At 70.1% G+C, this 23,167-nt stretch carries 25 protein-coding genes; 19 read left to right on the top strand and 6 right to left on the bottom strand.

Annotated features, from left to right (window positions below; all coding sequences use genetic code 11):
- Window positions 1-34 precede the first annotated feature (34 nt).
- The 9 genes from A6048_RS15165 (at window position 35) to A6048_RS15125 (ending at window position 6,155) form a co-directional block, all read left to right on the top strand.
- On the top strand, window positions 35-925 hold the full coding sequence (locus A6048_RS15165; RefSeq protein WP_107746692.1) for a hypothetical protein: 891 nt from the start codon (window positions 35-37) through the stop codon (window positions 923-925).
- Window positions 926-1,202: 277 nt separating this feature from the next.
- The gene (pyrE, locus tag A6048_RS15160) at window positions 1,203-1,766 is read left to right on the top strand and encodes an orotate phosphoribosyltransferase (protein WP_107747206.1); all 564 of its coding nucleotides are present in this window, start codon (window positions 1,203-1,205) and stop codon (window positions 1,764-1,766) included.
- Window positions 1,763-2,563 carry a lysoplasmalogenase family protein gene (locus A6048_RS15155; protein ID WP_235027667.1) on the top strand — a complete coding sequence of 267 codons (801 nt, stop codon included), beginning with the start codon at window positions 1,763-1,765 and terminating at the stop codon, window positions 2,561-2,563. The genes pyrE and A6048_RS15155 overlap by 4 nt, the downstream gene beginning before the upstream one ends.
- The gene (locus tag A6048_RS15150) at window positions 2,560-3,393 is read left to right on the top strand and encodes an SDR family oxidoreductase (protein WP_107746691.1); all 834 of its coding nucleotides are present in this window, start codon (window positions 2,560-2,562) and stop codon (window positions 3,391-3,393) included. The genes A6048_RS15155 and A6048_RS15150 overlap by 4 nt, the downstream gene beginning before the upstream one ends.
- A gap of 146 nt (window positions 3,394-3,539) precedes the next feature.
- Window positions 3,540-4,151, top strand: a complete 612-nt coding sequence (locus tag A6048_RS15145) for a TrmH family RNA methyltransferase (protein ID WP_107747204.1) — start codon at window positions 3,540-3,542, stop codon at window positions 4,149-4,151.
- An 18-nt stretch (window positions 4,152-4,169) separates the two neighbouring features.
- Entirely contained in the window at window positions 4,170-5,165 is a 996-nt protein-coding gene (locus A6048_RS15140; protein ID WP_107746690.1) for an MsnO8 family LLM class oxidoreductase, read from the top strand.
- Between the two features lie 125 nt (window positions 5,166-5,290).
- Window positions 5,291-5,770: a DUF2975 domain-containing protein gene (locus tag A6048_RS15135; RefSeq protein WP_107746689.1), complete on the top strand. Its 480-nt coding sequence runs from the start codon at window positions 5,291-5,293 to the stop codon at window positions 5,768-5,770.
- Window positions 5,770-5,976 (top strand): helix-turn-helix domain-containing protein, encoded by a 207-nt coding sequence (locus A6048_RS15130; RefSeq protein WP_069390469.1) that lies wholly within the window; start codon window positions 5,770-5,772, stop codon window positions 5,974-5,976. Before A6048_RS15135 ends, A6048_RS15130 begins: the two co-directional genes overlap by 1 nt.
- Window positions 5,973-6,155 (top strand): hypothetical protein, encoded by a 183-nt coding sequence (locus tag A6048_RS15125; protein ID WP_107746688.1) that lies wholly within the window; start codon window positions 5,973-5,975, stop codon window positions 6,153-6,155. The genes A6048_RS15130 and A6048_RS15125 overlap by 4 nt, the downstream gene beginning before the upstream one ends.
- Window positions 6,156-6,164: 9 nt before the next feature.
- Here A6048_RS15125 and A6048_RS15120 read toward each other — a convergent pair whose 3' ends face one another.
- Window positions 6,165-6,857, bottom strand: coding sequence for a DedA family protein (locus A6048_RS15120; protein WP_412523700.1), 693 nt, complete (start codon window positions 6,855-6,857; stop codon window positions 6,165-6,167).
- A gap of 133 nt (window positions 6,858-6,990) precedes the next feature.
- On the opposite strand from A6048_RS15120, the gene fbaA reads away from it, so the two are divergent.
- Window positions 6,991-8,034 carry a class II fructose-bisphosphate aldolase gene (gene fbaA / locus A6048_RS15115; protein ID WP_107746686.1) on the top strand — a complete coding sequence of 348 codons (1,044 nt, stop codon included), beginning with the start codon at window positions 6,991-6,993 and terminating at the stop codon, window positions 8,032-8,034.
- A 220-nt stretch (window positions 8,035-8,254) separates the two neighbouring features.
- Window positions 8,255-9,862 (top strand): HNH endonuclease signature motif containing protein, encoded by a 1,608-nt coding sequence (locus A6048_RS15110; protein ID WP_244911017.1) that lies wholly within the window; start codon window positions 8,255-8,257, stop codon window positions 9,860-9,862.
- Window positions 9,863-9,900: 38 nt separating this feature from the next.
- Here the strand turns inward: A6048_RS15110 and A6048_RS15105 are convergent, their stop codons facing one another.
- From A6048_RS15105 to A6048_RS15095, 3 genes are all read right to left on the bottom strand, one after another.
- The gene (locus A6048_RS15105) at window positions 9,901-10,506 is read right to left on the bottom strand and encodes an Rv0361 family membrane protein (RefSeq protein WP_107745442.1); all 606 of its coding nucleotides are present in this window, start codon (window positions 10,504-10,506) and stop codon (window positions 9,901-9,903) included.
- A gap of 118 nt (window positions 10,507-10,624) precedes the next feature.
- Window positions 10,625-12,316, bottom strand: coding sequence for an alkaline phosphatase D family protein (locus A6048_RS15100; protein ID WP_107745445.1), 1,692 nt, complete (start codon window positions 12,314-12,316; stop codon window positions 10,625-10,627).
- Between the two features lie 63 nt (window positions 12,317-12,379).
- Window positions 12,380-13,801: an NAD(P)-binding domain-containing protein gene (locus A6048_RS15095; RefSeq protein WP_107745447.1), complete on the bottom strand. Its 1,422-nt coding sequence runs from the start codon at window positions 13,799-13,801 to the stop codon at window positions 12,380-12,382.
- A 252-nt stretch (window positions 13,802-14,053) separates the two neighbouring features.
- On the opposite strand from A6048_RS15095, the gene A6048_RS15090 reads away from it, so the two are divergent.
- On the top strand, window positions 14,054-14,470 hold the full coding sequence (locus A6048_RS15090) for a DUF3151 domain-containing protein (protein ID WP_107745449.1): 417 nt from the start codon (window positions 14,054-14,056) through the stop codon (window positions 14,468-14,470).
- Window positions 14,427-15,716: an FUSC family protein gene (locus tag A6048_RS15085; RefSeq protein ID WP_107745451.1), complete on the top strand. Its 1,290-nt coding sequence runs from the start codon at window positions 14,427-14,429 to the stop codon at window positions 15,714-15,716. Before A6048_RS15090 ends, A6048_RS15085 begins: the two co-directional genes overlap by 44 nt.
- Here A6048_RS15085 and A6048_RS15080 read toward each other — a convergent pair.
- A complete protein-coding gene (locus A6048_RS15080; RefSeq protein ID WP_107745453.1) occupies window positions 15,661-16,317 on the bottom strand; it encodes a hypothetical protein in 657 nt (218 codons plus the stop codon). The two genes, A6048_RS15085 and A6048_RS15080, sit on opposite strands and share 56 nt — an antisense overlap.
- A 59-nt stretch (window positions 16,318-16,376) precedes the next feature.
- Here A6048_RS15080 and A6048_RS15075 point away from each other — a divergent pair, with 59 nt between their 5' ends.
- The 6 genes from A6048_RS15075 to A6048_RS15050 all read left to right on the top strand — a co-directional run bounded on the left by A6048_RS15075 (window position 16,377) and on the right by A6048_RS15050 (window position 22,329).
- Window positions 16,377-17,288, top strand: coding sequence for a LamB/YcsF family protein (locus tag A6048_RS15075; protein WP_342352589.1), 912 nt, complete (start codon window positions 16,377-16,379; stop codon window positions 17,286-17,288).
- The gene (locus tag A6048_RS15070; RefSeq protein WP_244911016.1) at window positions 17,285-18,094 is read left to right on the top strand and encodes a 5-oxoprolinase subunit B family protein; all 810 of its coding nucleotides are present in this window, start codon (window positions 17,285-17,287) and stop codon (window positions 18,092-18,094) included. Before A6048_RS15075 ends, A6048_RS15070 begins: the two co-directional genes overlap by 4 nt.
- On the top strand, window positions 18,091-19,020 hold the full coding sequence (locus A6048_RS15065) for a 5-oxoprolinase subunit C family protein (protein ID WP_107745455.1): 930 nt from the start codon (window positions 18,091-18,093) through the stop codon (window positions 19,018-19,020). The genes A6048_RS15070 and A6048_RS15065 overlap by 4 nt, the downstream gene beginning before the upstream one ends.
- Window positions 19,021-19,142: 122 nt before the next feature.
- Window positions 19,143-20,429 carry an adenylosuccinate synthase gene (locus A6048_RS15060; RefSeq protein WP_107745457.1) on the top strand — a complete coding sequence of 429 codons (1,287 nt, stop codon included), beginning with the start codon at window positions 19,143-19,145 and terminating at the stop codon, window positions 20,427-20,429.
- A 262-nt stretch (window positions 20,430-20,691) separates the two neighbouring features.
- The gene (locus tag A6048_RS15055) at window positions 20,692-21,519 is read left to right on the top strand and encodes a hypothetical protein (protein ID WP_107745459.1); all 828 of its coding nucleotides are present in this window, start codon (window positions 20,692-20,694) and stop codon (window positions 21,517-21,519) included.
- 273 nt (window positions 21,520-21,792) lie between these two features.
- Entirely contained in the window at window positions 21,793-22,329 is a 537-nt protein-coding gene (locus A6048_RS15050; RefSeq protein ID WP_107745460.1) for a hypothetical protein, read from the top strand.
- Between the two features lie 169 nt (window positions 22,330-22,498).
- Here the strand turns inward: A6048_RS15050 and A6048_RS15045 are convergent, their stop codons facing one another.
- Window positions 22,499-22,798: a hypothetical protein gene (locus A6048_RS15045; RefSeq protein WP_107746588.1), complete on the bottom strand. Its 300-nt coding sequence runs from the start codon at window positions 22,796-22,798 to the stop codon at window positions 22,499-22,501.
- Window positions 22,799-23,167: the final 369 nt, after the last annotated feature.

Here is a 23,167-nt window from a genome sequence, read left to right as displayed (position 1 = left end):
CCCCACCCCGACCCCCGATCATTCGAGGAAAGCCATGCCCTCTTCCCTACGCCGCGCCGCCGTCGCGACAGTGGCCGCCACCGGACTCGTGGTGAGTGGTCTCGCCGCTGCGTCGGCGCAGAACGTCATCCCGGGGGACACCGATCCCCGGCAGACGATCTTCACCAACCGTGACGGTGTGACCATCACCATCGACGGGATCGACCGAGAGACCGGTGCGGTCACCGGGACCTTCGCCAACACCTTCGGCAGCAACCTGAACTGCACCTCGCCGGACGCGAACCCGACCACGGTCCGCGGCGGCACGGTGAGCACCGCGGATGTGGTCGAGAGGTCGATCGACTACTACACCCGCTTCCAGAACACGCAACCCGGCCAGGTGGCCGCGGGCAGTAGCATCCCGTTCCTCGGCCAGGCCGGGATCGATGTGCCGTTCTGGCCCCTCTTCCAGCTGTTGCCGTCGGGCAGCGCTGCCGGTTCGTTGAACGACGGGGTCTCCGAGGCGGCCGATATCGCGAACGCCAACCAGGATGCGCTCATGAGCGGCATGGTGGGCCGGATCGGCACCTTCACGGTGAATAGCGGCACCACGGCCAACTGGAGCACCACTCTGAGCCCGCCGTCCATCGGCGAGCGCGGAACCGACCCGCTCGGGGTGATCTTCGTCTGCCGGGTGGGGGCCTCGGCCGGCCCGCACTACGCGTTCGCGGCCTACGAGGACGTCCCGCCGCCCGAGCCCGGCACGGGCAGTCTCGGCGCGGGTGCGCTCGGCTCAGGTGAGGGCGACACCGGCTCGGCCGGCAGCATGGGTGGCAACGGCCCCGTCGAGGACGACGAGAAAGGTGGCGGTGACGACACCGGAAATGGTGACGACACCGGGACTGGTGACGACACCGGGACTGGTGACGACAACGCCGACGGGTGAATCCCGGGAGCTGAACACTGACGGAGGTGGGCCCGGGTAGTCGACACAGACAGTCGACGTGGACACCGGGACCGGACGGGTCGGTCGCATCACGCGACCGACCCGTCCGCGTGTGTCGGGCCTGCCGTCTAGAGTCGTCAGCGATGGTGTCGGCGCACCCCCGAACACCTACACCTACACCCAAGCCGACACCGACCAGTCCACCGACGAATCCAGCGACGAATGCGCCGATGCTGCTTCCGAGCCGATCTCGCCGCCCGCCGATCAGAGGAGCCCGATGCCCGCCCCCACCACCGTCGATGCGAAGTCCAGAGCACGGTTGGCGGCGTTGGTCGCCGAGCTCGCCGTCGTCCACGGCCGCGTCACCCTCTCCTCGGGACGCGAGGCCGACTACTACGTGGATCTGCGCAGGGCGACCCTGCATCACGAGGCGTCGCCACTCATCGGCCGTCTGCTGCGTGAACTGACCGCGGACTGGGATTTCGACGCTGTCGGTGGTCTGACCCTCGGTGCGGATCCCGTCGCCACCGCGATCATGCACGCACCCGGGCGGCCCATCGACTCGTTCGTCGTCCGCAAGGAGACCAAGAAGCACGGGATGCAGCGCCGGATCGAGGGCCCGGACATCGTGGGCAGGCGAGTCCTGGTGGTCGAGGACACCACGACCACCGGCAACTCACCACTCACCGCGGTGGCCGCGCTGCGCGAGGCGGGCGCCGAGGTCGTGGGCGTGGCGACCGTGGTCGACCGGGCCACCGGCGCCGATGACGTGATCCGGGCCGAGGGCGTGGAGTACCGCGCCCTGCTCGGCCTGGCCGACCTGGGACTGGAGGGAAGATGACGACGACGACCACGTTCGCCACCCGACTCACGCAGGCGCTGAGGGATCGGGTGGTCTCGCTCACGGACACCTCCCGCCCGGAGGGGCCCGCGTTCCTCGCCGCGGCCGCGGGCACGGAGGTCGCCAAGGCGACCGGGTTCGGTCCGCTGGAGAAGATTTGCAAGCCGCTGATCGTCCCGGCCGCGCTGGCCATCGCACTGCGTGACGGGGGGCTGCGTGACGGGGGGCTGCGCGACGGCCGACTCGGGCCTGTCGACACCGCGCTGCTCTCGGCCACCGGCGTCGCGTACACCACCGGCGATGTGATCCTCATGCTCGGCGGGGGGCACGCCAGCCGTTCCGGGTCCCGACTCGTCTCGGGCGCGGCTGCGTTCGGGGTGGGGCATCTCGCCCTCGGCGGGCTGATGCTCCGGTCGGGCCTGCGATTCAAGCCGGTCCAGTCCGCGGTTCACGGGGTGGTGGCCGGCGCTGCCGGTGCGATCCTGTTGTCGGAGGACCGTTCCAACGCCCCGCTGGCCGCGTACGGAGGATTGCTGGCGGCGCTGTCGGCGCTGGCGACCTCGGTCGACCGCAGCTCCGGTCCGGCGGCCTCGGTGCTGGCAGTGGCGGGACCGGTGTTCCTGCTGAGCGATTCGCTGATCCTGGTCCGGCGCAGGACGGAGGGCGGGTCGGCACTCGCGCGTGCCCTGGACGTCGGCGTGATCGACACCTACGCCACCGCGGCGCTGCTGTTGCTCACGGGCACCGCGGCCGCTGCCCGCGCGGCCGCGGCCCGCACCGCAGGGCAGTCGGCATGAGCGCCGCCGGGGCGGGCTCACAGAACGGATCCGCGATGCCCACGGTTCTGATCTCCGGCGCCGGCCGCGGGATCGGCGAGGCCACCGCACGCAGGTTCGCCGACGCCGGCTACCTGGTGGGCGCGTACGACCTGCAGCCGTGCGAGTGGGCCCGGGGTGACGACCGCGTGGTCACCGGCTCCTTGGACGTGACCGACCCCGCCGCCTGGGAGTCGGCTCTGGCGGAGTTGACGGCCCGCTCGGGAGGCGCGCTGGACGTTCTGGTCAACAATGCCGGGCTGCTGTACGGGATGCCGTTCACGGACGCGAGCTACGAGCGGGACTCCGCGCTGGTGGACGTCAACGTGAAGGGCGTGATGTACGGGTGCCGGGCGGCATTCCCGTATCTGGAGAAGGCCCAGACCCCGACCGTCGTCAACCTCTGCTCGGCCTCGGCGATCTACGGCCAGGCCGAGATGGCCGTGTACTCGGCCACCAAGTTCGCGGTCCGCGGTATCACCGAGGCATTGGACCTGGAGTGGGGCCCGAAGGGTATCCGCGTGTGCTCGGTGTGGCCGCTGTACGTGGGGACCGGGATGCTGGAAGGCGTCAACACCGCGGGAATGCGAAACATGGGCGTGCGCCTGACCGAGGCCGACGTGGCCGGCGAGATCCTCGACCTGGCGGAGCAGACGCGCCGCACGCCATCCGGGTTGCTCGGCAGGATCCGAGGCTCCCTTGGTCGCGAGGTCCATCGTCCGGTCGGCAAGCAGGCCACCGCCATGTACCTGGCGTCCCAGGTCGGTCCGGGTCGGGTCATCAGGCTGGTCAATCAGCGCCTGACCTCGTGAGCGGTCCCGCGTCCGACCCTGCGGCCAAGTCGGTCGACCCCGCGTCCGACCCCGCGGCCGGGTCGGTCAACCCCGCGTCCGACCCCGCGGCCGGGTCTATCGATCCCGCGGCGGGGCCGACCGAATGGGGCGAGGGCCTGGTCGGGATGGGACCGTGGGAACTCGAGCATCCCGGTGAGCCGCGGCCCACAGGCGACCGCTGGGATCCGGACCTGCTCGACTCGGGCGACCGACGCAACGTGGTCGACCGCTACCGCTACTGGCGGCGCGAGGCGATCGTGGCCGACCTCGACACCCGTCGACACCCCTTCCACGTGGCCATCGAGAACTTCGGCCACGACTCCAACATCGGCACCGTCGTCCGCACGGCCAACGCATTCCTCGCGGCGGAGGTGCACATCGTGGGGCGGCGGCGCTGGAACCGCCGCGGGGCGATGGTCACCGACCGCTACCAGCACCTGCGCCACCACGAGGACGTGGCCGCGCTGATGGACTGGGCCGAGTCCGAGGGAGTGCCGGTGGTCGCCGTCGACAATCTCCCCGGCGCCGAGCCTCTCGAGACCGTCCGGCTCCCACACGAGTGCGTGCTGCTCTTCGGCCAGGAGGGTCCCGGGGTCAGCGCCGACGCGCGACTGCGGGCGGCCAGGACCGTGTCGATCGCGCAGTTCGGCTCGACCCGGTCGATCAACGCGGGCGTGGCCGCCGGGATCGCGATGCACGCGTGGGTCCGGCAGCACGCGGGGCCGCCCCCGAACTGACGGCACTACGGTGGGGCGATGGCTCCTATCGACCTGCCGGAGACGCTCCGACTGTCCCTCCTGGACAGGTCCCGTACCCGCCACGGCGAGACCCACGCCGCCGCGCTCGAGGCCACGCTGCGTCGCGCAGAACATGCCGAGACGTTGGGCTTCCACCGATTCTGGACGGCCGAGCACCACGCGGTCCCCGGCATCGCGAGCGGGAGCCCACCACTGCTGATCGCCGCCGCCGCGGCGCGCACCGAGCGGATCCGACTCGGCTCCGGCGGCGTGATGCTGCCCCACCACCGGCCACTGGTCGTCGCCGAGCAGTTCGCCATGCTCGAGGCCCTGTACCCGGGCCGTATCGACCTCGGGGTGGGACGGTCCCTCGGGTTCACCGCACCTGTCCGTGAGGCGCTCGGTGTCACGGAATACGACATTGACACGTTCAGCCGCGACATCACCGCCGTGCAGGACTTCCTCAACGGCCGCGGTCCCGTCACCGCGCTGCCGGTCCTCGAGAACCCGCCCCCAGTGTTCGTCCTGGCCACCGGCCGAGGCCTGGAGAGTGCTGCGCGTGCCGGCCTGCCGGTCGTCGTGGGGGGACCGCGACTTCTCGCCGACCCGTCGCCGCTGGACCGATACCGCGATTCGTTCCGATCGAGCGGGGCAATGTCGGAGCCCTACGTGGTGGTGAGCCTGGAGGTGATGATCGCCGACTCGACGGCCGCAGCGAGGGAGTTGCTGCTTCCGGAGGGGTGGGCGATGGCTGAGTCCCGGGAGACCGGGGAGTTCGGGCCACTACGGTCCCCGGAGGAGATCCGGGACCGGATACTCCGTCCGCAACAGCTCCGACGTATGGACGAGTGGATGGCAGGGACCGTTCACGGGGACGCCGAGCGGGTCGCCGGAGAGCTCGCCCGACTCGCACAGCGCACCGGGGCCGACGAGATCATGGCGTCCACCTCGACGTACGACCGTGGAGATCTCGCCCGGGCCGACTCGGAGCTCGCGGAACTGTTCCACCAGTAACCGGTGCGCCCTGACACAGCGGTGCGCCCTGCCACCGTGAGTATGACCGACCCCGGGCGACGGTTGACCGCGCCCGCCCCTCGTAATGTATTGATTTTCGATAGATTATGGCCCATAGTCGCCATATGAAGATCGAAAGACGAGCAGTCCTTCCGCTCAGGGTGTTCCTCGTCCTGCTCTTCGCGGTGTTGATCCTGTTCCAGACGATGTCGCTGCCGGGGCAGTTCGCCCATATGGCCGAGACGACCCCGGACGCCGCTCATCTGCGGTGGCCGCTGACCGCCGTGTCGATCTACTGGGTGGTGTGCATCCAGGTCGTCGTGGTGGCCACCTGGAAGCTGCTCTCGCTGGTCGAGGCCGGCCGCATCTTCACCCAGGCGTCACTGGTGTGGGTCGACGTGATCCTGGGGGCGATCGTCGCGGCGTGGGCGGTCCTGCTACTGGTCCTGGTGCTCGTGGGCATCAACGCCGATGATCCCGGACTGCCGCTGCTGCTCTTCCTCGTCGTCGTCATCGTCACCGTCGCGGCGCTGCTCATGGTGGTCATGCGCGCGCTGCTCCGGCAGGCCACCGAGCTGCGTTCCGAGTTGGACACGGTGGTCTGATGCCGATCATCGTGAGGATCGACGTCGAGCTCGCCAAACGCAAGATGAGCGTCGGCGAGTTCGCGGAACGGGTGGGGCTGACGCCCGCGAACGTGTCGGTGTTGAAGAACGGGCGCGCCAAGGCGGTGCGGTTCAGCACGCTCGAGGCCATGTGCCGCGTGCTCGACTGCCAACCCGGTGACCTGTTGGAGTGGGTGGAGGAATGAGGAACGCAGCGGAGTTCGTCCTGGTCCTCGTCGGGGTGCTGGCGGTGTTGGGTCTCGGTGGCGCGGCGATCGTCTACGGCGGTGCGGACGACTCGCCGGGTCTCCAGGGGGCAGGTGTGATCGTGGTGATCGGCGCGACCGTCACCGCCCTCCGCTGGCGGGGCGGTCGGCACCGGTAGGAGTCGAGATCAGGCCGCCGGGGCGGAGGGCCCGTTGCGGATGCGGTCGACGAGCTTCGGCCCGGCGGTGACGGCCATCGGCAGCACCGACACCAGCACGATCCCGATGAGGATCAGGTCGATGTGCTGCTTGATAAAGGCGAATTGCCCCAGCCACGCGCCGAGTGACGTCACCCCCGCGGCCCAGAGCACGGCACCCACCACGTTGAACGTGACGAACACCCGGTATCGCATCCCCGCCATGCCGGCGACCAGCGGCGCGTAGGTTCGCACGATCGGCACGAAGCGGCACAGGATGATGGTGGCCGGCCCCCACTTGTCGAAGAACTCGTGGGCCTCGCGGATGTAGACCTGCTTGAAGATCCGGCCGTCGGGCCGGTCCCGCAGGTGATGGCCCCACCTGTTGCCGATCAAGTAGCCCACCTGGTCGCCGAGGAACGCCGCGATCGGGGCGGCCACCAACACCACCCACAGCGGTGCGAACGGGTTGTCCTGCTGGGTGAGCAGTCCCGCGGTGAACAACAGCGAGTCGCCGGGCAGGAACGGGAACAGCAGGCCGGACTCGATGAAGACCACGGCGAGGAGGGCCGGGAGGATGGCGCTGCCGAACGGACCGTCGCCGGACAGCCAGAACTCGGGGTCCATGAATCCGGGGCCGAGCGACAGGACGTGCTGGGCCTGGTCGGCCAACAGGTGCGTGATCACCTCGGGAATCGTAGACCCGCACTCCTGGGAAACCGCTGAAGCTGTGCCCCCGCTGCTCCTCCGGGCCCGCGACCTCGACAGGCCTCGTAGGATGGGGTCAGTCACAGCGCCGAAAACTGGAGGATCGTCAATGCCTATCGCCACCCCGGAGCAGTACAAAGACATGCTCGACCGGGCTCGCAAGGAGGGCTTCGCCTACCCCGCGATCAACTGCACCTCCTCGGAGACCATCAACGCGGCCATCAAGGGATTCGCCGATGCGGGCTCCGACGGCATCATCCAGTTCTCGACCGGTGGAGCCGAGTTCGGCTCCGGCCTGAACGTCAAGGACATGGTGACCGGCGCCGTCGCGCTCGCCGAGTTCGCGCACATCGTGGCCGAGAAGTACGATGTACTGGTCGCGCTGCACACCGACCACTGCCCCGAGGACAAGCTCGACACCTTCGTCCGCCCGCTCATCCAGATCTCCCAGGAGCGCGTCGACGCCGGCAAGAACCCGCTGTTCCAGTCGCACATGTGGGACGGCTCGGCCACCCCGCTCGACCGCAACCTCGAGATCGCCAAGGAGCTGCTCGAGAAGACGGCCAGCGCCAACCAGATCCTCGAGATCGAGATCGGCGTCGTCGGCGGCGAGGAGGACGGTGTCGAGAACGAGATCAACGAGAAGCTCTACACCTCACGCGAGGACTTCGAGGCCACCATCGACGCCCTCGGTGCCGGCAACACGGGCCAGCGCTACCTGCTCGCCGCCACTTTCGGCAACGTCCACGGCGTCTACAAGCCGGGCAACGTTGTCCTGCGTCCCGAGGTGCTCAAGATGGGCCAGGAGGTCGCGGTGGAGAAGCTCGGACTGGACCAGGGCGACCTGCCGTTCGACTTCGTCTTCCACGGCGGCTCGGGCTCGGCCAAGAGCGAGATCGAGGAGGCGCTGAGCTACGGCGTCATCAAGATGAACGTCGACACCGACACCCAGTACGCGTTCACCCGCCCGATCGTGGGGCAGATGTTCGCCAACTACGACAGCGTGCTCAAGGTCGACGGCGAGGTGGGCAACAAGAAGTTCTACGACCCGCGCTCGTACCTGAAGAAGGCCGAGCAGGCCATGTCCGAGCGCGTCGTCGAGGCGTGCAACGACCTCAAGTCGGCCGGCAAGTCCAAGGGTGCGTCTGCCTGAACAGAGTCTCCGGCCTGATCTGACTCACGGCGACCCGACGGGATCGGTGCACCAGCGGCGTCCCTCCTTCAGCGGAGGGGCGCCGCTGTCGTGTGATGGCCAGGAGGCCTGGGTGCATATCCGGAGGAAGTGCTTTCGAACTCTTGTGCTATCTACTCGCTGCCGATAGAATAGACCACACGTTCGATTAGTGGCGGGGGGTGTGGTGGTGGATCCGATGATGACGACGACGAGCTCGGCGGCGTTCGGGGCGCTGCGCGCCGTGCCGGAGGCTCTCGACACCCTGGGCGCCGAGGCGTTGAGCGAGGTGGCGCGGTCGGCCACGGTGGCGCAGAACCTGGCCGCGGCCACCCGGTTGCAGGCCGCGCACCTGCTGGTCGAGGCGATGGGGCGGCTCGACCGTGAGGCGCATGGGCCGGACCCCTGTCGGCAGCCTGGCGATTCCCGCCCCGCCGATTCTCGTCCTGCCTACGCGCGCCTGGACCCGGCCGATCGGGCTCGTGACCACCTGACCGCGGCCATGTCCCTGACCGGGTGGCACGCCGCGCGTCTGGTCACCGCCGGCGTGCAGATCCACACGCGCCTTCCGCTTCTGCGCAAAGCCGTCGAGCGGGGCCTGTTGCCCGAACAGTTGGCCATCGACACCGCCTGCCGGCTGGCCGAGGTCCCCGACCAGATCATCGCGGCAGTGGAATCGGAGATCGTCGGCGCCCTGGCCCGGGACCTGGACGGGGGCCACCGGCCCAGCCGCACAGCCCTGGACACCGCGGTCGACGCAGCGAGAGAACGCCACGATCCCCGGGCCGCCGAGGACGCAGTGGGCGCCGCCGTCGAACAGCGCACCGTCCGGTTCCGCCCCGGCCGCGACGGTATGACCAGCATGTGGGCCACCCTGCCCAGCGGCGCCGCCGAGAAGCTGCGCCGCCGCATCGAGGCCGCCGCCCGCGCCGCCTCCGAGGCAGGCCATCCCCGCACCCGCGACCAACTACGCGCCGACGCCCTGTGCGCGCTCGGGGACCCGAACACCAACGACATCGGCACGGCCCTGCACGACGCAGAGAACGCCACCGACCCCGCCGACCGCGCTGATCACGTCGGTCGCGCCGACAGCGGCGCAGACTGCTCAGGTCACGCCGACCCCGCCGACCCCGCCGCCGCCGGCTCGGCCAGGCCGCGACCGGGTGCGTCGTGGGGCACCGAACAACCCATCCGGATCTCGATCATCGACAGCATCGCCCAGGGGCTGCCCAACCGCGTCCAGTTCGTCAACGGCGCCTACTCGAGCTTCGACTGGTTGTGCGAGGAACTGCTCTCCGGCGGCGAGGCCAAGGTGCGGTTCGAACTGATCGACCCGCAGCCGGGCGTGCTGGACAAACCGGACGCGGTACTCAAGTACTTCATCACCCCTGCGCTGGCCGAGCGGATCCGGCTTCGTGACGGGACCTGCCGCCACCCCGGATGCACCGTCGATGCCCACGACTGCGAAATTGACCACATCATCGCCTTCGACCACCTGCGCCCCGAGATGGGCGGACCGACCGCCGAGTGGAACCTGATCTGCCTGTGCCGCAAGCACCACCGCGAGAAGACCTTCGGCCACTGCGCCTACAAGCCCGGACCCCTCGGCGAACTGACCATCATCACCGAAACCGGACACGAACACCGCACCACCCCACACGGGCCACTGGCCCAGGCACGCGACCGGATCCTCGACCACCGATGGCGACAACACCTCGACCGCCTCATCGCCGACGACGGCCACCTCACCAACCCACCAGGCTCCGAGCGGAACAGCTGCCACGGGTCGATCCGGCTGAGCGGCGCGTAGTCTGCCCGCGAGGCTCAGGGCGAGCGGCCGTCGGGGACTCAGCCGGGCTGATCGCCCTGAGGCACCGCGCCCATTCCCACACCGGGCTCGCACACCTTCCAGGCGCCGTCCTCGTTGAGCATCCGTACCTGCTCAGGCGCGGAATCGTCAGATTCCGACTCCACTGTGGCCGTGGCGACGTCGCCCTCGATCTCGACACCGGTGACCTCGAGATCCTGCGGGAACGAACCCGCGATGGACTCTCGCAGCATCGCGTCGAGATCGGTGCCGGTCTGCTCACCCGAGGCGGTGATGTTGTCCACCAGGTCCTGCGGAACCCGGTTCTCCTCGCAGAGATGGCTGTTGAACTCGGAGAACGAGTCCGAGCCGGTCATCTCGCGCAATGTCTGCTCGACCGCGCGCTCCGCTCGAGCCGACGACGACATCGGCCCGGCCGCGACCAGCCACACGAGCGCAGCGACCACCACGGCAGCGACGACGGCCGCCGCCACCAGCGCCACACGGAGACCGCCCCGCCGACCATCGACCGCACGTGACCCACCTGTGGAGCCCGCACCTGTCGAGCTCGTGCCCCCCGGGCTCCCGCCCGTGTGATCCCCGGGCTCGGGTTCGCCTGCCGGCGGCTGCTGACTCGTCGTCGTCATCCATCACTCCCGGTACCGCGTCGTGCCCCCGGACGGGGCGCATCGACCCGCCACCGTAGTCCACGAAGTCGTGAACCGGCTGTGCGTGCCGCCCCCCGCAGTCCCGGGGGGAGCAGTATCAGGGCAGAGGTCCGGCGGGCTCCAGCTGGTCGGTGCCGTGCCGGACGCGCCAGCTGGCGATGGGGTAGGCGCCACTGGCGGGGTCCTCGCGCGAGACCAGGGCCCAGTAGTCGGCGTGGGCGAAGTCGGTCGTGAACTCGACCACCGTGAAACCGTGGCGGTCGAGGTCCACCCAGCGCACGTGGCGGTTCACCTGGGTGAGTGCCCCCTGCGCGGTCTGCGACAGCGCATTGCCCTCGGGGAGACCGACCATGTCGTCGATGTTGTTGCTGGTGATCGACGGCGTTACGAACTCGATCGCCCCGACGCCCGCGCCCGGGTAGTTCGCCGGCTCGAACGGCACCTCGTTGGCCCACGAGGTGTGGATGTCGCCGGTGAGGAAGACGGTGTTGCGGGTGCCTGCGGTGCGGATCACCTCCATCAACCTGCGGCGCTCGCCGGCGTAGCCGTCCCACTGGTCGGGGTTGTAGGTGATGCCCTCGCGCGGGACGCCCAGCAACTCGGTGAGTGCGGCGGTGGTGCGGGGCTCGAGCGGGGGCAGGAGCACGGGCGTGATCATCACCGAGTTCCCGATGACGTTCCAGCGGGCGGTCGACGAACTCAGCCCCCGGGCCAGCCAGTCGAACTGCACGGCGCCGGTCATGGTGCCCGTGACGTCGATCGCGTGGCCGTCGAACCGATCCGGACCCTCGGTGCGGTAGGAGCGCAGGTCGAGCATGCTGATCTCGGCGAGCGAACCCCACCGCAGCCGCCGGTAGAGGTGCCCGCCGTCGCGCAGGGACTCCGGCCGCACGGGCATCCACTCGAAGTAGGCCTGCGAGCTGGCGGCCTTGCGGTCGGAGAACGGCCCCTGGTGGGGCTCATGGTTCTCGGCTCCGTCCGACCACGAGTCGTTGGCGAGTTCGTGGTCGTCCCAGGTGCAGATCCACGGCACGTGCGCGTGCAGCGACTGCAGGTCCGGGTCGGTGCGGTACTGGGCCAGGCGGATCCGGTAGTCGGCCAGCGTCACGATGTCGTGCGCCGGATCGTGGGGCCGCACCGCGCCGAACTTGCCGGTGTAATAGCCCCGGCCGTACTCGTAGATGTAGTCGCCCAGTTCGACGATCGCGTCGAGGTCACCGCGCGCCTCGAGGTGGCGGTAGCCGGAGAAGTACCCCGCCTCCCAGTTGGAGCAGGAGACCACCCCGATGCGCCAACGACCGGTGGCCGGGAGCGCGCCGTCGGCGGGGGCGGTGCGGGTGCGGCCGGTGTGCGAGGTCTGCCCGAGTGCCCGGAAACGGTAGTGGTACCAGCGGTCGGGAGCCAGGCCCGTGCAGTCGAACTTGACGGTGTGGTCGCGGCCGGCGTCGGTGACGAGCGAACCGGACCGGACGACCTGGGAGAAACCGGGGTCGAGGGCCACCTCCCAGCTGACGACGACGGGGGCGCCGAGACCGGACCCGGGGACGGCTTCGGGGGAGGGCGTGACGCGCGTCCACAGGATGACGCGATCGGGCATCGGGTCGCCGGACGCGACGCCGTGCCGGAAGACACCCTCGGCTGCGGAGGCGACCGGGGAGGCGAGGGTGGACCGGCCCGCCAGGGCGCTGGTGCCCGCCGCTGCTCCTGCCAGAGCTCCCGCCTTGAGGACGGTGCGACGGGCGAGGCCGCTGACGGTGCGGGGGGTCCCGGGCGATGAAGACACGGTCATGTGTTCAGCTTGACGGGTTCCCTGATCGGGCGGAAGCGAATGCCCCGACTGGTCACCGGGTCTTCACTCCTGCGTGGCTGCCTCGTCCTTCTCCGCATCGGGTTCCGTACCGACCACTATCGCCTCCACCTCGGACCTCTCCGGTGTGGAGAGGTACCGCTCGAGGGAGTCGTCCAGCTCCTGGAGCCACGTGGTGTGGTGCGTCGTGGCCATCGTGCCGGTGATGACGGAGGGGTGCGACTTGTCCCGATAGGTGATGATGTTCTCTTTCTTCTCCTGCTTCCAGGCCAGGAAGATCCGCACGACCTCGTCGAGATCGAACATGGGGTAGTCCGTGGCGTCGATCAGGTCCCGGATGTACTCGGCCTGGAATCGCACGTCGTCCGCGTCCCCGTCCAGCTCCTGGAAGCGATCGCGCCACTGCCTCATATGGGCGGCACGCTGCTCGGCGGACGGCAACGCCGCCCGGCCGAGGATGAGGTCGCGGACATACCAGGCCTGGGCGTCGAACATGTTGAAGGTGAACCACTGATCCTGGGCCCCCAGGTAGTAGACCTTGGGGTTCTTCTGCCACACCACCCCGCGGTACAGGCTCGCGGGATAGATGTTGTTGGGGGAGTACAGGGCCAGCTCCCCGGGCAGGAACGGGTACTTGTGCAGGTAGCCGGTGCACAGGATCACGGAGTCGAACTCGCGGGTCTCACCGTCCGTGAAGTGCACGGTCTGGCCCTCGAAGCGGTCGACGAGCGGTAACTCTTCGATGCCGTCGGGCCAGTCGTAACCCATGGGGCCGGTGCGGTAGGACATCGTCACCGAGCGGGCGCCCATCTTGAAGGCCTGCACGCCGATGTCCTCGGCGGAGTACGACGCGCCGATCAGCAGTACGCGCTGGTCCGCGAGCTTCTCCGCCCCGCGGAAGTCGTGGGCGTGCTGCACGGTTCCCGGGAACGAGTCGATGCCCTCGAACTCCGGGACGTTGGGGAAGCTGAAGTGGCCGGTGGCCACGATGATCCGGTCGAACTCGGAGCTGGTGGTCTTGCCGGACCTGAGGTTCTCCACGGTGACGGTGAAGATGTCCTGGTCGCGGTCGTAGTCCACCCAACGGACCGCGGTCGAGAACTGGACTTTGTCCTTGACCTTGGACTTGCGGACACGGCCGTCGATGTAGTCCCACAGGACCTCGCGCGGCGGGTAGGACGAGATCGGCCGACCGAAGTGCTCGTCGAAGGTGTACTCGGCGAACTCCAGCGCCTCCTTGGGCCCGTTGGACCACAGATTGCGGTACATGGACGAGTGCACCGGCTCGCCGTACTTGTCCGTGCCGGAGCGCCAGTCGTAGTTCCACTGGCCGCCCCAGTCGTCCTGCTTCTCGTACGCGACGATCTCCGGGATCTTCGCCCCGGCTCGTTGCGCCGATTCGAAGGCGCGCAAAGCCGCCATCCCGCTCGGTCCGGCTCCGATGATCGCGATTCGCTGTCTAGACACAGATGTCCTCCCGGCCGTGGTCGGCCACACGTCGTTTCTCGTCAGACGCAGGCGGTGGAAGCTCATCCGACGCGGGACGTTCATCCGCGTACGGGGCCTCGACACCGGGTCGACGATTTTCGCTCCGTCCGAGCGGTCTCTTCTGGGCCCGCCGCAACGTGAGCACGGCGCCCCAGGCGGGACGCCGCATGCCCTCACCTTAGCAAACGCCCTCCCCGGCAGGGGTGGAGCCGATTAGTGGACAATGGGGGAATGACCCAGTTCGGAGATCTCCTCGGCCCCCCGCCCACCCGTCTCACCGGCGACCCGGAGGCGGAGGACGCCATCGCCGCGGGGGAGGATCCCCGCACCGTGGCGGCCTCGCACCCCACGGCCTCGATCGCGTGGGCCGAACTCGCCGAGCGCGCACTCGACGCCGATGACGTGATCAGCGCCTACGCCTTCGCCCGCACCGGCTACCACCGTGGTCTGGACCAGCTGCGTCGTCACGGCTGGAAGGGCTTCGGCCCCGTGCCGTTCGACCACGAGCCCAACCGCGGCTTCCTGCGGTGCGTGGCTGCTCTGGCCCGCGCCGCGCAGTCGATCGGCGAAGAGGAGGAGTACATCCGTTGCCTGGACCTGGTCAATGAGTCAGACCCGCACGCCGCCGCGCCTCTCGGCCTGGCGTGACCGACTAGACGCCCGCACGCAGGGCGTCTACGGCGCGCTGCCGGTCCCGCTGAGGACGCGGACGCGACGACTGGCGTACGCGTTCCTCCCGATCCTGCAGTGCGGCCTCGCCGCGGGCATCGCCTGGTTCCTGGCCCACGACGTACTGGGCCACCCCGCGCCGTTCTTCGCGCCCATCGCCGCCGCCCTGGCACTGGGCACCGGCATGGGGCGGCGGATCCGCCGCGGCATCGAGCTGGTGATCGGCGTCGTGGTGGGCGTGGGACTGGGCGATCTGCTGATCGCCCAGATCGGCTCCGGCCCGTGGCAGATCGCCGCCGTGGTGGTGCTGGCCATGTCCGCGGCGGTGTTCCTCGACCGCGGGGCGCTCGTGGGGACGCAAGCGGCGTCGTCGGCGATCCTCGTGGCCACCCTCCTGCCCCCGGGCAGCGCGGGCGGGTACGAGCGGATGGTCGACGCCGCGGTCGGCGGTGTGGTGGCACTGGTGGCCATGGCGCTGATGCCCGTCCACCCGCTGCGCCGCGCCCGTCGCGAGGCGGCGTCCCTGCTGGGCGTGGCCTCGTCGGTGCTGGCGGAGGTCGCGGACGGCCTGGACCGCAGGGACTCCGATCTCATCCGCTCCGCCCTGCAGGACGCCCGCGACACGCAGCCGGCGGTCGACGAGATCTCCGAGCAGCTCGCAGGTGCACGCGAGCTGGTCCGGATCTCGCCGTTCTACCGCCGCCGCCGGCCGGAGGAGATCGTCCTCACCAGCGTCCTCAACCCACTGGACAACGGCATCCGCAACATCCGCGTCCTGGCCCGGCGGGCGATCGTGGCGGTCGACGACCAGGTGGACGTCCCGCCGGCCCTGAGCTCACTGATCGCCGGCCTGGGAGAGGCGCTGGAGCTGCTCACCCGGCGCGTGGCCGCGGACCCGGACGCGCCCACCGACGCGGAGGTCCACCGTGCCCTGCGCGCGGTGGCGTCCCGGGCCAAGCGCGAGCTGGTGCCGGGCTCCGGCCTGACCGAGACCGTGATGCTGGCCCAGATCCGGTCGATCCTGGTGGACATGATGCAGGTGGCGGGCCTGAGCAAGATCTCGGCGCTGGCCACGCTGCCACCCACGGTGCGCACGCCCGCGGTGGAACCGGAACAGCTGGAGGAGTGGCCCGAATCCCCGGACCGGCCGGCCACCGTCATGCCTCCGCTCAGGGCGACACGAGCTTCCATGGCTCGGTATGGCGATAGAAAGAAGTCCTCTTGACCGCCCGCCGACCGGTCACGCCGTCGCGGGTGACCACCCCCGCCTCCGTGCCCAGCTGAACCGCGCGGGCCGGCAACCACGACCGCCGCAGCACCCTGCGGGGTCGTGCCGCGGTGGCGCGGATCCCCGGCATCTCCGGGGTCGGGCGGACGGTGAGCTTGTCTATCCCCCCGGAGAAGATCCGGTCGTCGTCGGCATAGGCCTCGCCCACCAGCTGGGTGCCCTCCGGCCCGGTGACGGTGGCCTCGCCCACCAGGACGGTTCCGGTCTCGTCGCGGATCAGCGGCACCTCCCGGGCTTCACCCCGCACCCCGAGTTTCGCCGCGGCCGACCCGGTGGGCAGGTCGTAGGCGCGGGTCGCCGGCGTGGGGTCCTCGGCGACGTACGCGATCTCCATGTCCAGGTTCTCGGTCCGCATCAGCCGCGTGAGCAGGGCGGCCAGTCCGGCGTCCGTGCCGCACACCAGCACCCGCCGACGAGGGCCGATCTCGTAGAGCGCGCGGTTCACATCGTCCTTGGTGGGGACCTCGCTGCACTCCACGCGCGGGTGCTCGCCGAGGACGGTCGGGACCGGAGCCGAGCCGCAGCGGATGACGATCATGCATCCATCATGGACTCACCGGCCTCGCCGGGTCGAACCTGGGGCACGATGACGGCAGGATGGACAGGGTGCACCGCATCGACCTCAACTGCGACCTCGGTGAGGCCCGCCGGGGTACCCCGCGGTGGTCGGAGTCGCTGGCCGCGCGATCCGGGGCGGACCCCGGTGACGCCGCGCTGCTGGACGTGGTGACCTCCGCCAACGTCGCGTGCGGCTTCCACGCGGGCAACCGCCCCACCATGTCGGCGACCGCCGCTGCCGCTGCGGAGCGGGGCGTGGCCCTGGGCGCGCACCCCTCCTACCGGGACGCGGCGAACTTCGGGCGGACGGAGTTGGAGGTCTCGCGCGCCGAGCTGGCCGACCACGTGCACTTCCAGCTTGTGGAGCTGGACATGGCGGCGCGTCGGCGCGGCACGCGGGTCCGGTACGTCAAACCCCACGGTGCCCTCTACAACCGTATTGTCCACGATTCCGAGCAGGCGGCCGGTGTCGTGGACGCCGTGTTGCGCTACGCCGAACTCGCCGGCGAGGAGCCCCTGCCCATCCTGGGGCTGCCCGGTTCGATGGTGCTCTCGCACGCCCGATCGGTGGGCATCCCCGCCGTCGCGGAGGCCTTCGCGGACCGCGGATACCGAGCCGACGGGACGCTGGTGCCGCGCGGTCGCCCCGGAGCGGTGCTCACCGACGCGGACGAGGTCGCCGACCGCGTGGTGGCCATGGCGAGCGGCCGGGAGATCAGCACCGACGACGGCACCCGGGTCGTGGTGTCCGCGGAGTCGGTGTGTGTGCACGGCGACACCCCCGGTGCGCTCGGGTTGGCGCGCCGCATCCGCCACGCGCTCGAGGTGGCCGGGGTGGAGGTGGCGCCGTTCGTGCAGCCGACCGCCCGGACGTCCGGGCCGGTTGGGCCGATGTCCGGGCCGGTCGGAGGGCCGGGTTCCGGTCCTGTCGGGGGGACGGGCTCGGGGTGACGACGACGAGGATCCGCCGCTGCGGAGAAGCCGCGCTGCTGCTCGACTGTGCCGATCTGGCCGAGGCCGTCGCGCTGGCCGGGCGGGTGGAGCACCTGCGCCCGGAGGCCGTGGACGTGGTCGCGGCGGCCCGCACCGTCCTGGTGACCGCGCGGGACGCCTCGGCGGTGCCGGCGCTGCGTCGGAGGGTGGAGAACCTGCTGGCCCAAGGTCCGCCCCGCCATCCGGCCCAAGATCCGGGGGAGGTGGCGCAAGACGTGGCGCAGGAGGTGGCGCAGGCGGCGGTCCGGGAGGTGGTTCTCGACGTCCGCTACGACGGCCCCGACCTGGCCGCCGTCGCTGACCTCGTCGGCGTCTCGACCGAGGCACTGGTGCGTCGGCACACCTCGATCACCTGGCGGGCGGCGTTCGGGGGGTTCGCGCCCGGCTTCTTCTATCTGGTGGACGAGCGGGAGTTGGAGGGAAGCGCGGGGGTCCGCAGCGACGGTGGCGGTGGCGCCGGTGTGGGGAGCGCGGGTGGCGACGGAGACGCTATCGAGGGAGGCGGCGGCAGCAGTGGCGGTGTCGCCGAGCCGCTGCCGTCCGTGCCGCGGCTGGGGTCTCCGAGGCCGCGGGTCCCGGCGGGGTCGGTGGGCCTGGCCGACCGCTTCTGCGCCGTCTACCCGGGGGCCTCACCCGGAGGTTGGCGACTCGTCGGGACCACTGATGCCGTGCTCTGGGACTCCGACCGGCCGGACCCGGCGCTGCTGGCCCCCGGCGATCGCGTCCGGTTCCGGGCCGCTGGACCGCGGGACCCGACGCGATGAGCCTGATGATCCTCCGGGCCGGCCCGTCGGCGCTGGTGCAGGACCTGGGCAGGCCGGGCCACGCCTCACTCGGGGTCACCGCCTCGGGCGCCGCGGATCGCGCCGCCGCCGCGCTCGCTCTGCGCTGCCTCGGGACCCACCCCGGGGCCGCGGTCCTCGAGTTGCTGCTGGGTGGGTTCGTGCTGATGACGGACGCCCCGGCAGTGGTCGCGGTGACGGGGGCGCGGGGCCTCGTCGTCGTCACCACCCCCTCCGGTTCCCGACGTACCGCCGCCACCGGCGAGGTGCTGCGGTTGGACGCCGGCTCGACGCTCGAGATCGGTCGGCCCGATGCCGGGGTGCGCACTTACCTGGGAGTACGCGGGGGGATCGAGGTGCCGCGGGTGCTGGGCAGCCGCTCGCGGGACACGCTGTCCGGGCTCGGACCGCCGCCCGTCGTGGCCGGCGACGTGCTGGCCGTCGGCGACTCCGTGGTGGCCCCCTGGGCGGACCACTGGCACGCGGCGGGCGGGGCTCCGCGCGGTGGGATCGGTCCGCGGGTGGGCATGGGATCGGACGGCAGGGGTAGGGGACCGGCCCCCGTCGTCCTGGAGGTGATCCCCGGCCCGCGCGACGACCTGTTCCCACCCGGGGCCTGGCAGGTCCTGGCGGAGACCGGTCACGTCAGTGGGCACGCGGACCGGGTGGGGGTGCGCATCGATCCGGCGCGGCCCGTCCCCCGGCTGGGAGGTGGCGAGATCCCCAGCGAGGGCATGGTGCGCGGCGCGGTGCAGATCCCGGCGGACGGTTCACCGGTGGTCTTCGGGCCCGACCACCCCGTCACGGGCGGCTACCCGGTGATCGGGGTGCTGACCTCGCGGTCGTCGGACGCGCTGTCGCAGCTCCTGCCGGGAGCGCCGGTGAGCTTCCGGAGGGTGTCGGAGTGACCGACTAGGGTGTGCGAGGCGGAACCAAGTACCGTGGACCGTTGGTGTGCGCGGAATCACCGCCTGCGGGCCGGTTTTCGTCCCTCACCGAAAGACGACTCTTTTCGAGGTGAAAGCAAACCATGCCAGCGATCGTCCTGATCGGCGCCCAGTGGGGCGACGAGGGCAAGGGTAAGGCCACCGACATCCTGGGCGGCCGCGTCGACTACGTGGTCAAGCCCAACGGCGGGAACAACGCGGGCCACACCGTGGTGGTGGGCGGCGAGAAGTACGAGCTCAAGCTCCTTCCCGCCGGCATCCTCTCGCCCACGGCCGTGCCCGTGATCGGCAACGGCGTGGTGGTCAACCTGGAGGCGCTGTTCGAGGAGATCGACGGCCTCGAGGCCCGCGGCGCCGATACCTCGCGGCTGCGCATCTCCGCCGACGCCCACCTGGTGGCCCCCTACCACCAGGCGCTGGACAAGGTGACCGAGCGGTTCCTGGGCAAGAAGGCCATCGGCACCACCGGCCGCGGCATCGGGCCCACCTACGCCGACAAGGTCTCGCGGGTGGGGATCCGCGTGCAGGACGTCTTCGACGAATCCATCCTGCGGCAGAAGATCGAGGGGTCGCTGCACCTCAAGAACCAGATCCTGGTCAAGATCTACAACCGCCGTGCGGTCGAGGTCGAGGAGATGGTCGAGTACTTCCGCGGATACGCCGACCGGCTCCGGCCCATGGTCAGCGACACCACCCTGATGCTCAACCAGGCCCTGGAGCGCGGCGAGTCCGTGCTGATGGAGGGCGGCCAGGCCACCATGCTGGACGTGGACCACGGCACCTACCCCTTCGTCACCTCGTCCAACCCCACCGCCGGGGGCGCCTGCGTGGGGTCGGGCGTCGGGCCCACCAAGATCACCCACTCGCTGGGCATCGTCAAGGCGTACACCACGCGCGTGGGCGCCGGGCCGTTCCCCACCGAGCTCTTCGACAAGTGGGGCGAGTACCTGCAGGTCACCGGCGGCGAGGTGGGCGTGAACACCGGCCGCACCCGGCGCTGCGGCTGGTACGACGCCGTGATCGCCCGGTACGCCGCCCGCGTCAACGGCTTCACCGACTACTTCCTCACCAAGCTCGACGTACTCACCGGCATCGGCGAGATCCCGATCTGCGTGGCCTACGACGTCGACGGTGTCCGGCACGACGAGATGCCCATGACGCAGACCGACTTCCACCACGCCACGCCGATCTACGAGACCATGCCTGGCTGGGAGGACAACATCCGCGGGGCGCGGACGTTCGGCGATCTTCCGCCCGAGGCCCGCGACTACGTCCTGCGGCTCGAAGAGCTGGCCGGCACCCACATGTCCTACATCGGCGTGGGGCCGGGGCGCGACGAGAACGTGGTGCGGCGCGACATCCTGGGCTGAGTCGCCGCTTTGCCCGTCGCCAAGAGCGTTCCGCACACATCGCCCGAGTGGGCGTGTGCGGGACGCTCTTCTCGTTGAGGGGCCCGCTGCGGGTGTGGCACGTGTGGGATGCGTGGGGCCTTTGTGACGTCGTAGGCGGAGTTTCATGTGAACGGACGACACATGTCGTGCGAACATCGGATACCGCGCCGCAGGGAAACGAGATGGACTCCGAGGGGTCGGTCAATGGGGCCGGCGATTCACTGCACAGGGAGTCTCATCAATGCTTGTATCCGAGCGCCTCACATTCCTCGCCGCCGTGGCCTCCGCCTCGGCTCTGGTCCTCGGCGGTGCCGGCGCGGCCTCTGCCCAGGGCAGTCTCGGGGCCGCAGGCAGCAGTGATGTCGTTCCGGTCTTCGACTCGGAGAGCGAGGGAGCTCTCACACCTCTGGGCGAAGGCATCTACCGGGTCGGTTACACCAATCGCTCCGGTCAGGACCTCGCCTGCGCCGCCATGGTCTTGCCACGCGCGGTCGCCCAAGGGCTCTACGAGGAGATGCAGGAGCCCGGCGCACTGTTCCCCGGAACCGGGGACGACGAGGGGGACCCGGAGGCCGGTGGAGCGGAGCTGAGTCCCGAACTGCAGGCAGCGTACGAGGAGGCGGTGGAGAACGGCCACATCGCGATGGCTGTGGGAGACGACGGCCTGAGCTACCGGGACTACATGCGGGTCATCTTCCTGGGGCAGATGGGTGACGACGACGACTACACCGACGAGCAGATCGAGGAGCTCCTTGACGAGTACTTCGAGCACGCCGAGGTCGTTTTCCCTGGTCTCGGGCCGGGCTTCGTGAACCAGAACCTCGTGAACTTCGTGGACGATGGTGCGACAGCGCAATGGACTGCGACGATGGACGAGGCCCTCCCGGAGGGCGAGCGGGCAGGTGGGATCGTCACCTGCTTCAACGGTGTAGACCGCACCGCGACGATCACCGAGACCACTTACATCGAGATCGAGCGCGTCGATGAAGGCACGAATGCCGGCGGCGGGGACGATGACGACGAGGGCATCATCGGATCGATCGAGGGCGTCTTCGGGTCGATGAGCTGACCTCAGCGGCGGACCACGAGTTCGCGGTCGAGCCCCGTCGCGGGTCAACCTGCGCCGGGGCTCGACCATGTCTGAGGGGTCCGAGTCCCGCTGGTGACGTGGCAGAACGGCGTGGGACGAGGCGCTGCCCTCGCATCCTCCGCGCAGCTGTGGAAGCGGGGCTATATTCACCAGAGTCCGGGCCTACGGCCAACGGGTGAGGCGGCCGCTCGGAGCGGTCGTCCCCACGGGATCCACCCTCGCCGGTCTATCGCGGACGGAAGGACACCCCCCATGCGAGTCAATCGCCTCGCGTCCATAGCGTCCATCGCAGCCTCAGTCGCCCTCGGTGCCGCCTCCCTCGTCGGTGGAGCCGGGATAGCCCAGGCACAATCGCTCGACACGGGTTCCTTCAGTGCCGCGTCGGAGGCCCAGAGGGCCCTGTCACTGTCCTTCGCCTCTGCGGGCGCGGACGGTGCCGCGGGCATGCTGGTCAACAACACCGATGTGGACGTCGAGTGCGAAGTGCTCGTGGGTCCGGCCCCGCTGATACGCAGTCTCGAGGAGCACCTCGCAGCCGGGGGCGGAATGGACGGACCGGCAGGGTACGAGGATGCGCTCGCGGCCGCGACGAGTGCGGGGGCCGTCGGCATCGATCTCCTCGGGCTCTCGGCTGGTGAAGCCGGCAGATGGGAAGTCGAGCTCTCCGCCACCGCAGACTTCGACGCAGGCGCCATGGCACTGTGCGGACACGACTATCTCTACGTGTACGAGTTCGCGTACGAGTCCGCTGCGGGAGGATCGCTGGAGCTCGGGTCTCTCGCTCGCTGACGTCACCGCCGGTGTCCAGCATCGCGTCCGGCGCCCACGGCTCGATCGGCCCCGCGATGTGAATCGATCGGCCCCGCGACGTGAATTGATCGGCCCTGCGACGTGAATCGCGGGACCCGTCGAGGGCCCGCAGGTTGAGTCTCCTCGCGGTCCGCGATCGGGTGTCAGCTCAGAGTGGGAGGCCCGGGATCTGGGGGAGCTCGAATGCCCCGCCGGCCACTCCTGCACTGACAGCCAGAGCGATCGAGACGCCCACGCCCGCGAGGATGATCAGGCCGGCCCCGACGATCGGGTTGTCCATGGAGCCGCCGTCTGCAGACCCCGACGCCTGCGCCACGTAGGCGACGTGACCTCCCTGGGCAGGTGCGGCGTGGGCGGGTGCGGCGTGGGCGGGGACGGCCGCCACCGAGGTCGCCGTGGCGAGCGCGAGAGCCGCTGCGGCGGAGCGGAGAGGGCGCGAATTGGTCATGGTCATGCCTCCGTATCGTTCCCCGGCGATCCTGCATTACCGACGGTGTTGCCACTCGCGCGTGCAGCTCCGGAATTGAGCGCGTTTCCGGATGCATCGGCTGAGTGAGCCCGTCCCGGAGCGTGCCGGGGATCTTCGATCGGCTCCGAATTTCCACGGTTCTGGCTCGATCTTCTGGCTCGACCACGGTGTGCGCTGTTCAGGGGCTGTGGAGAGTCGCGCAGTTCTTCCACACTGGGTTCATCCTCCGGCTGTCGGAGGCCACGCTCGTAGCACCATGCCCACATGCCCGCGAGAAGCACAGACCGAGCGACACCACCGCAACGGCGAGAGGCGGCGTTCGTCAGAGCAGTCCACGGCGGCGAGCCG

The organism is Dietzia psychralcaliphila (genome assembly GCF_003096095.1).
GTDB lineage: Bacteria > Actinomycetota > Actinomycetes > Mycobacteriales > Mycobacteriaceae > Dietzia > Dietzia psychralcaliphila.
Note: the sequence above shows the minus strand (reverse complement) of the source record. Positions and strands in the feature narration are given on the sequence as shown.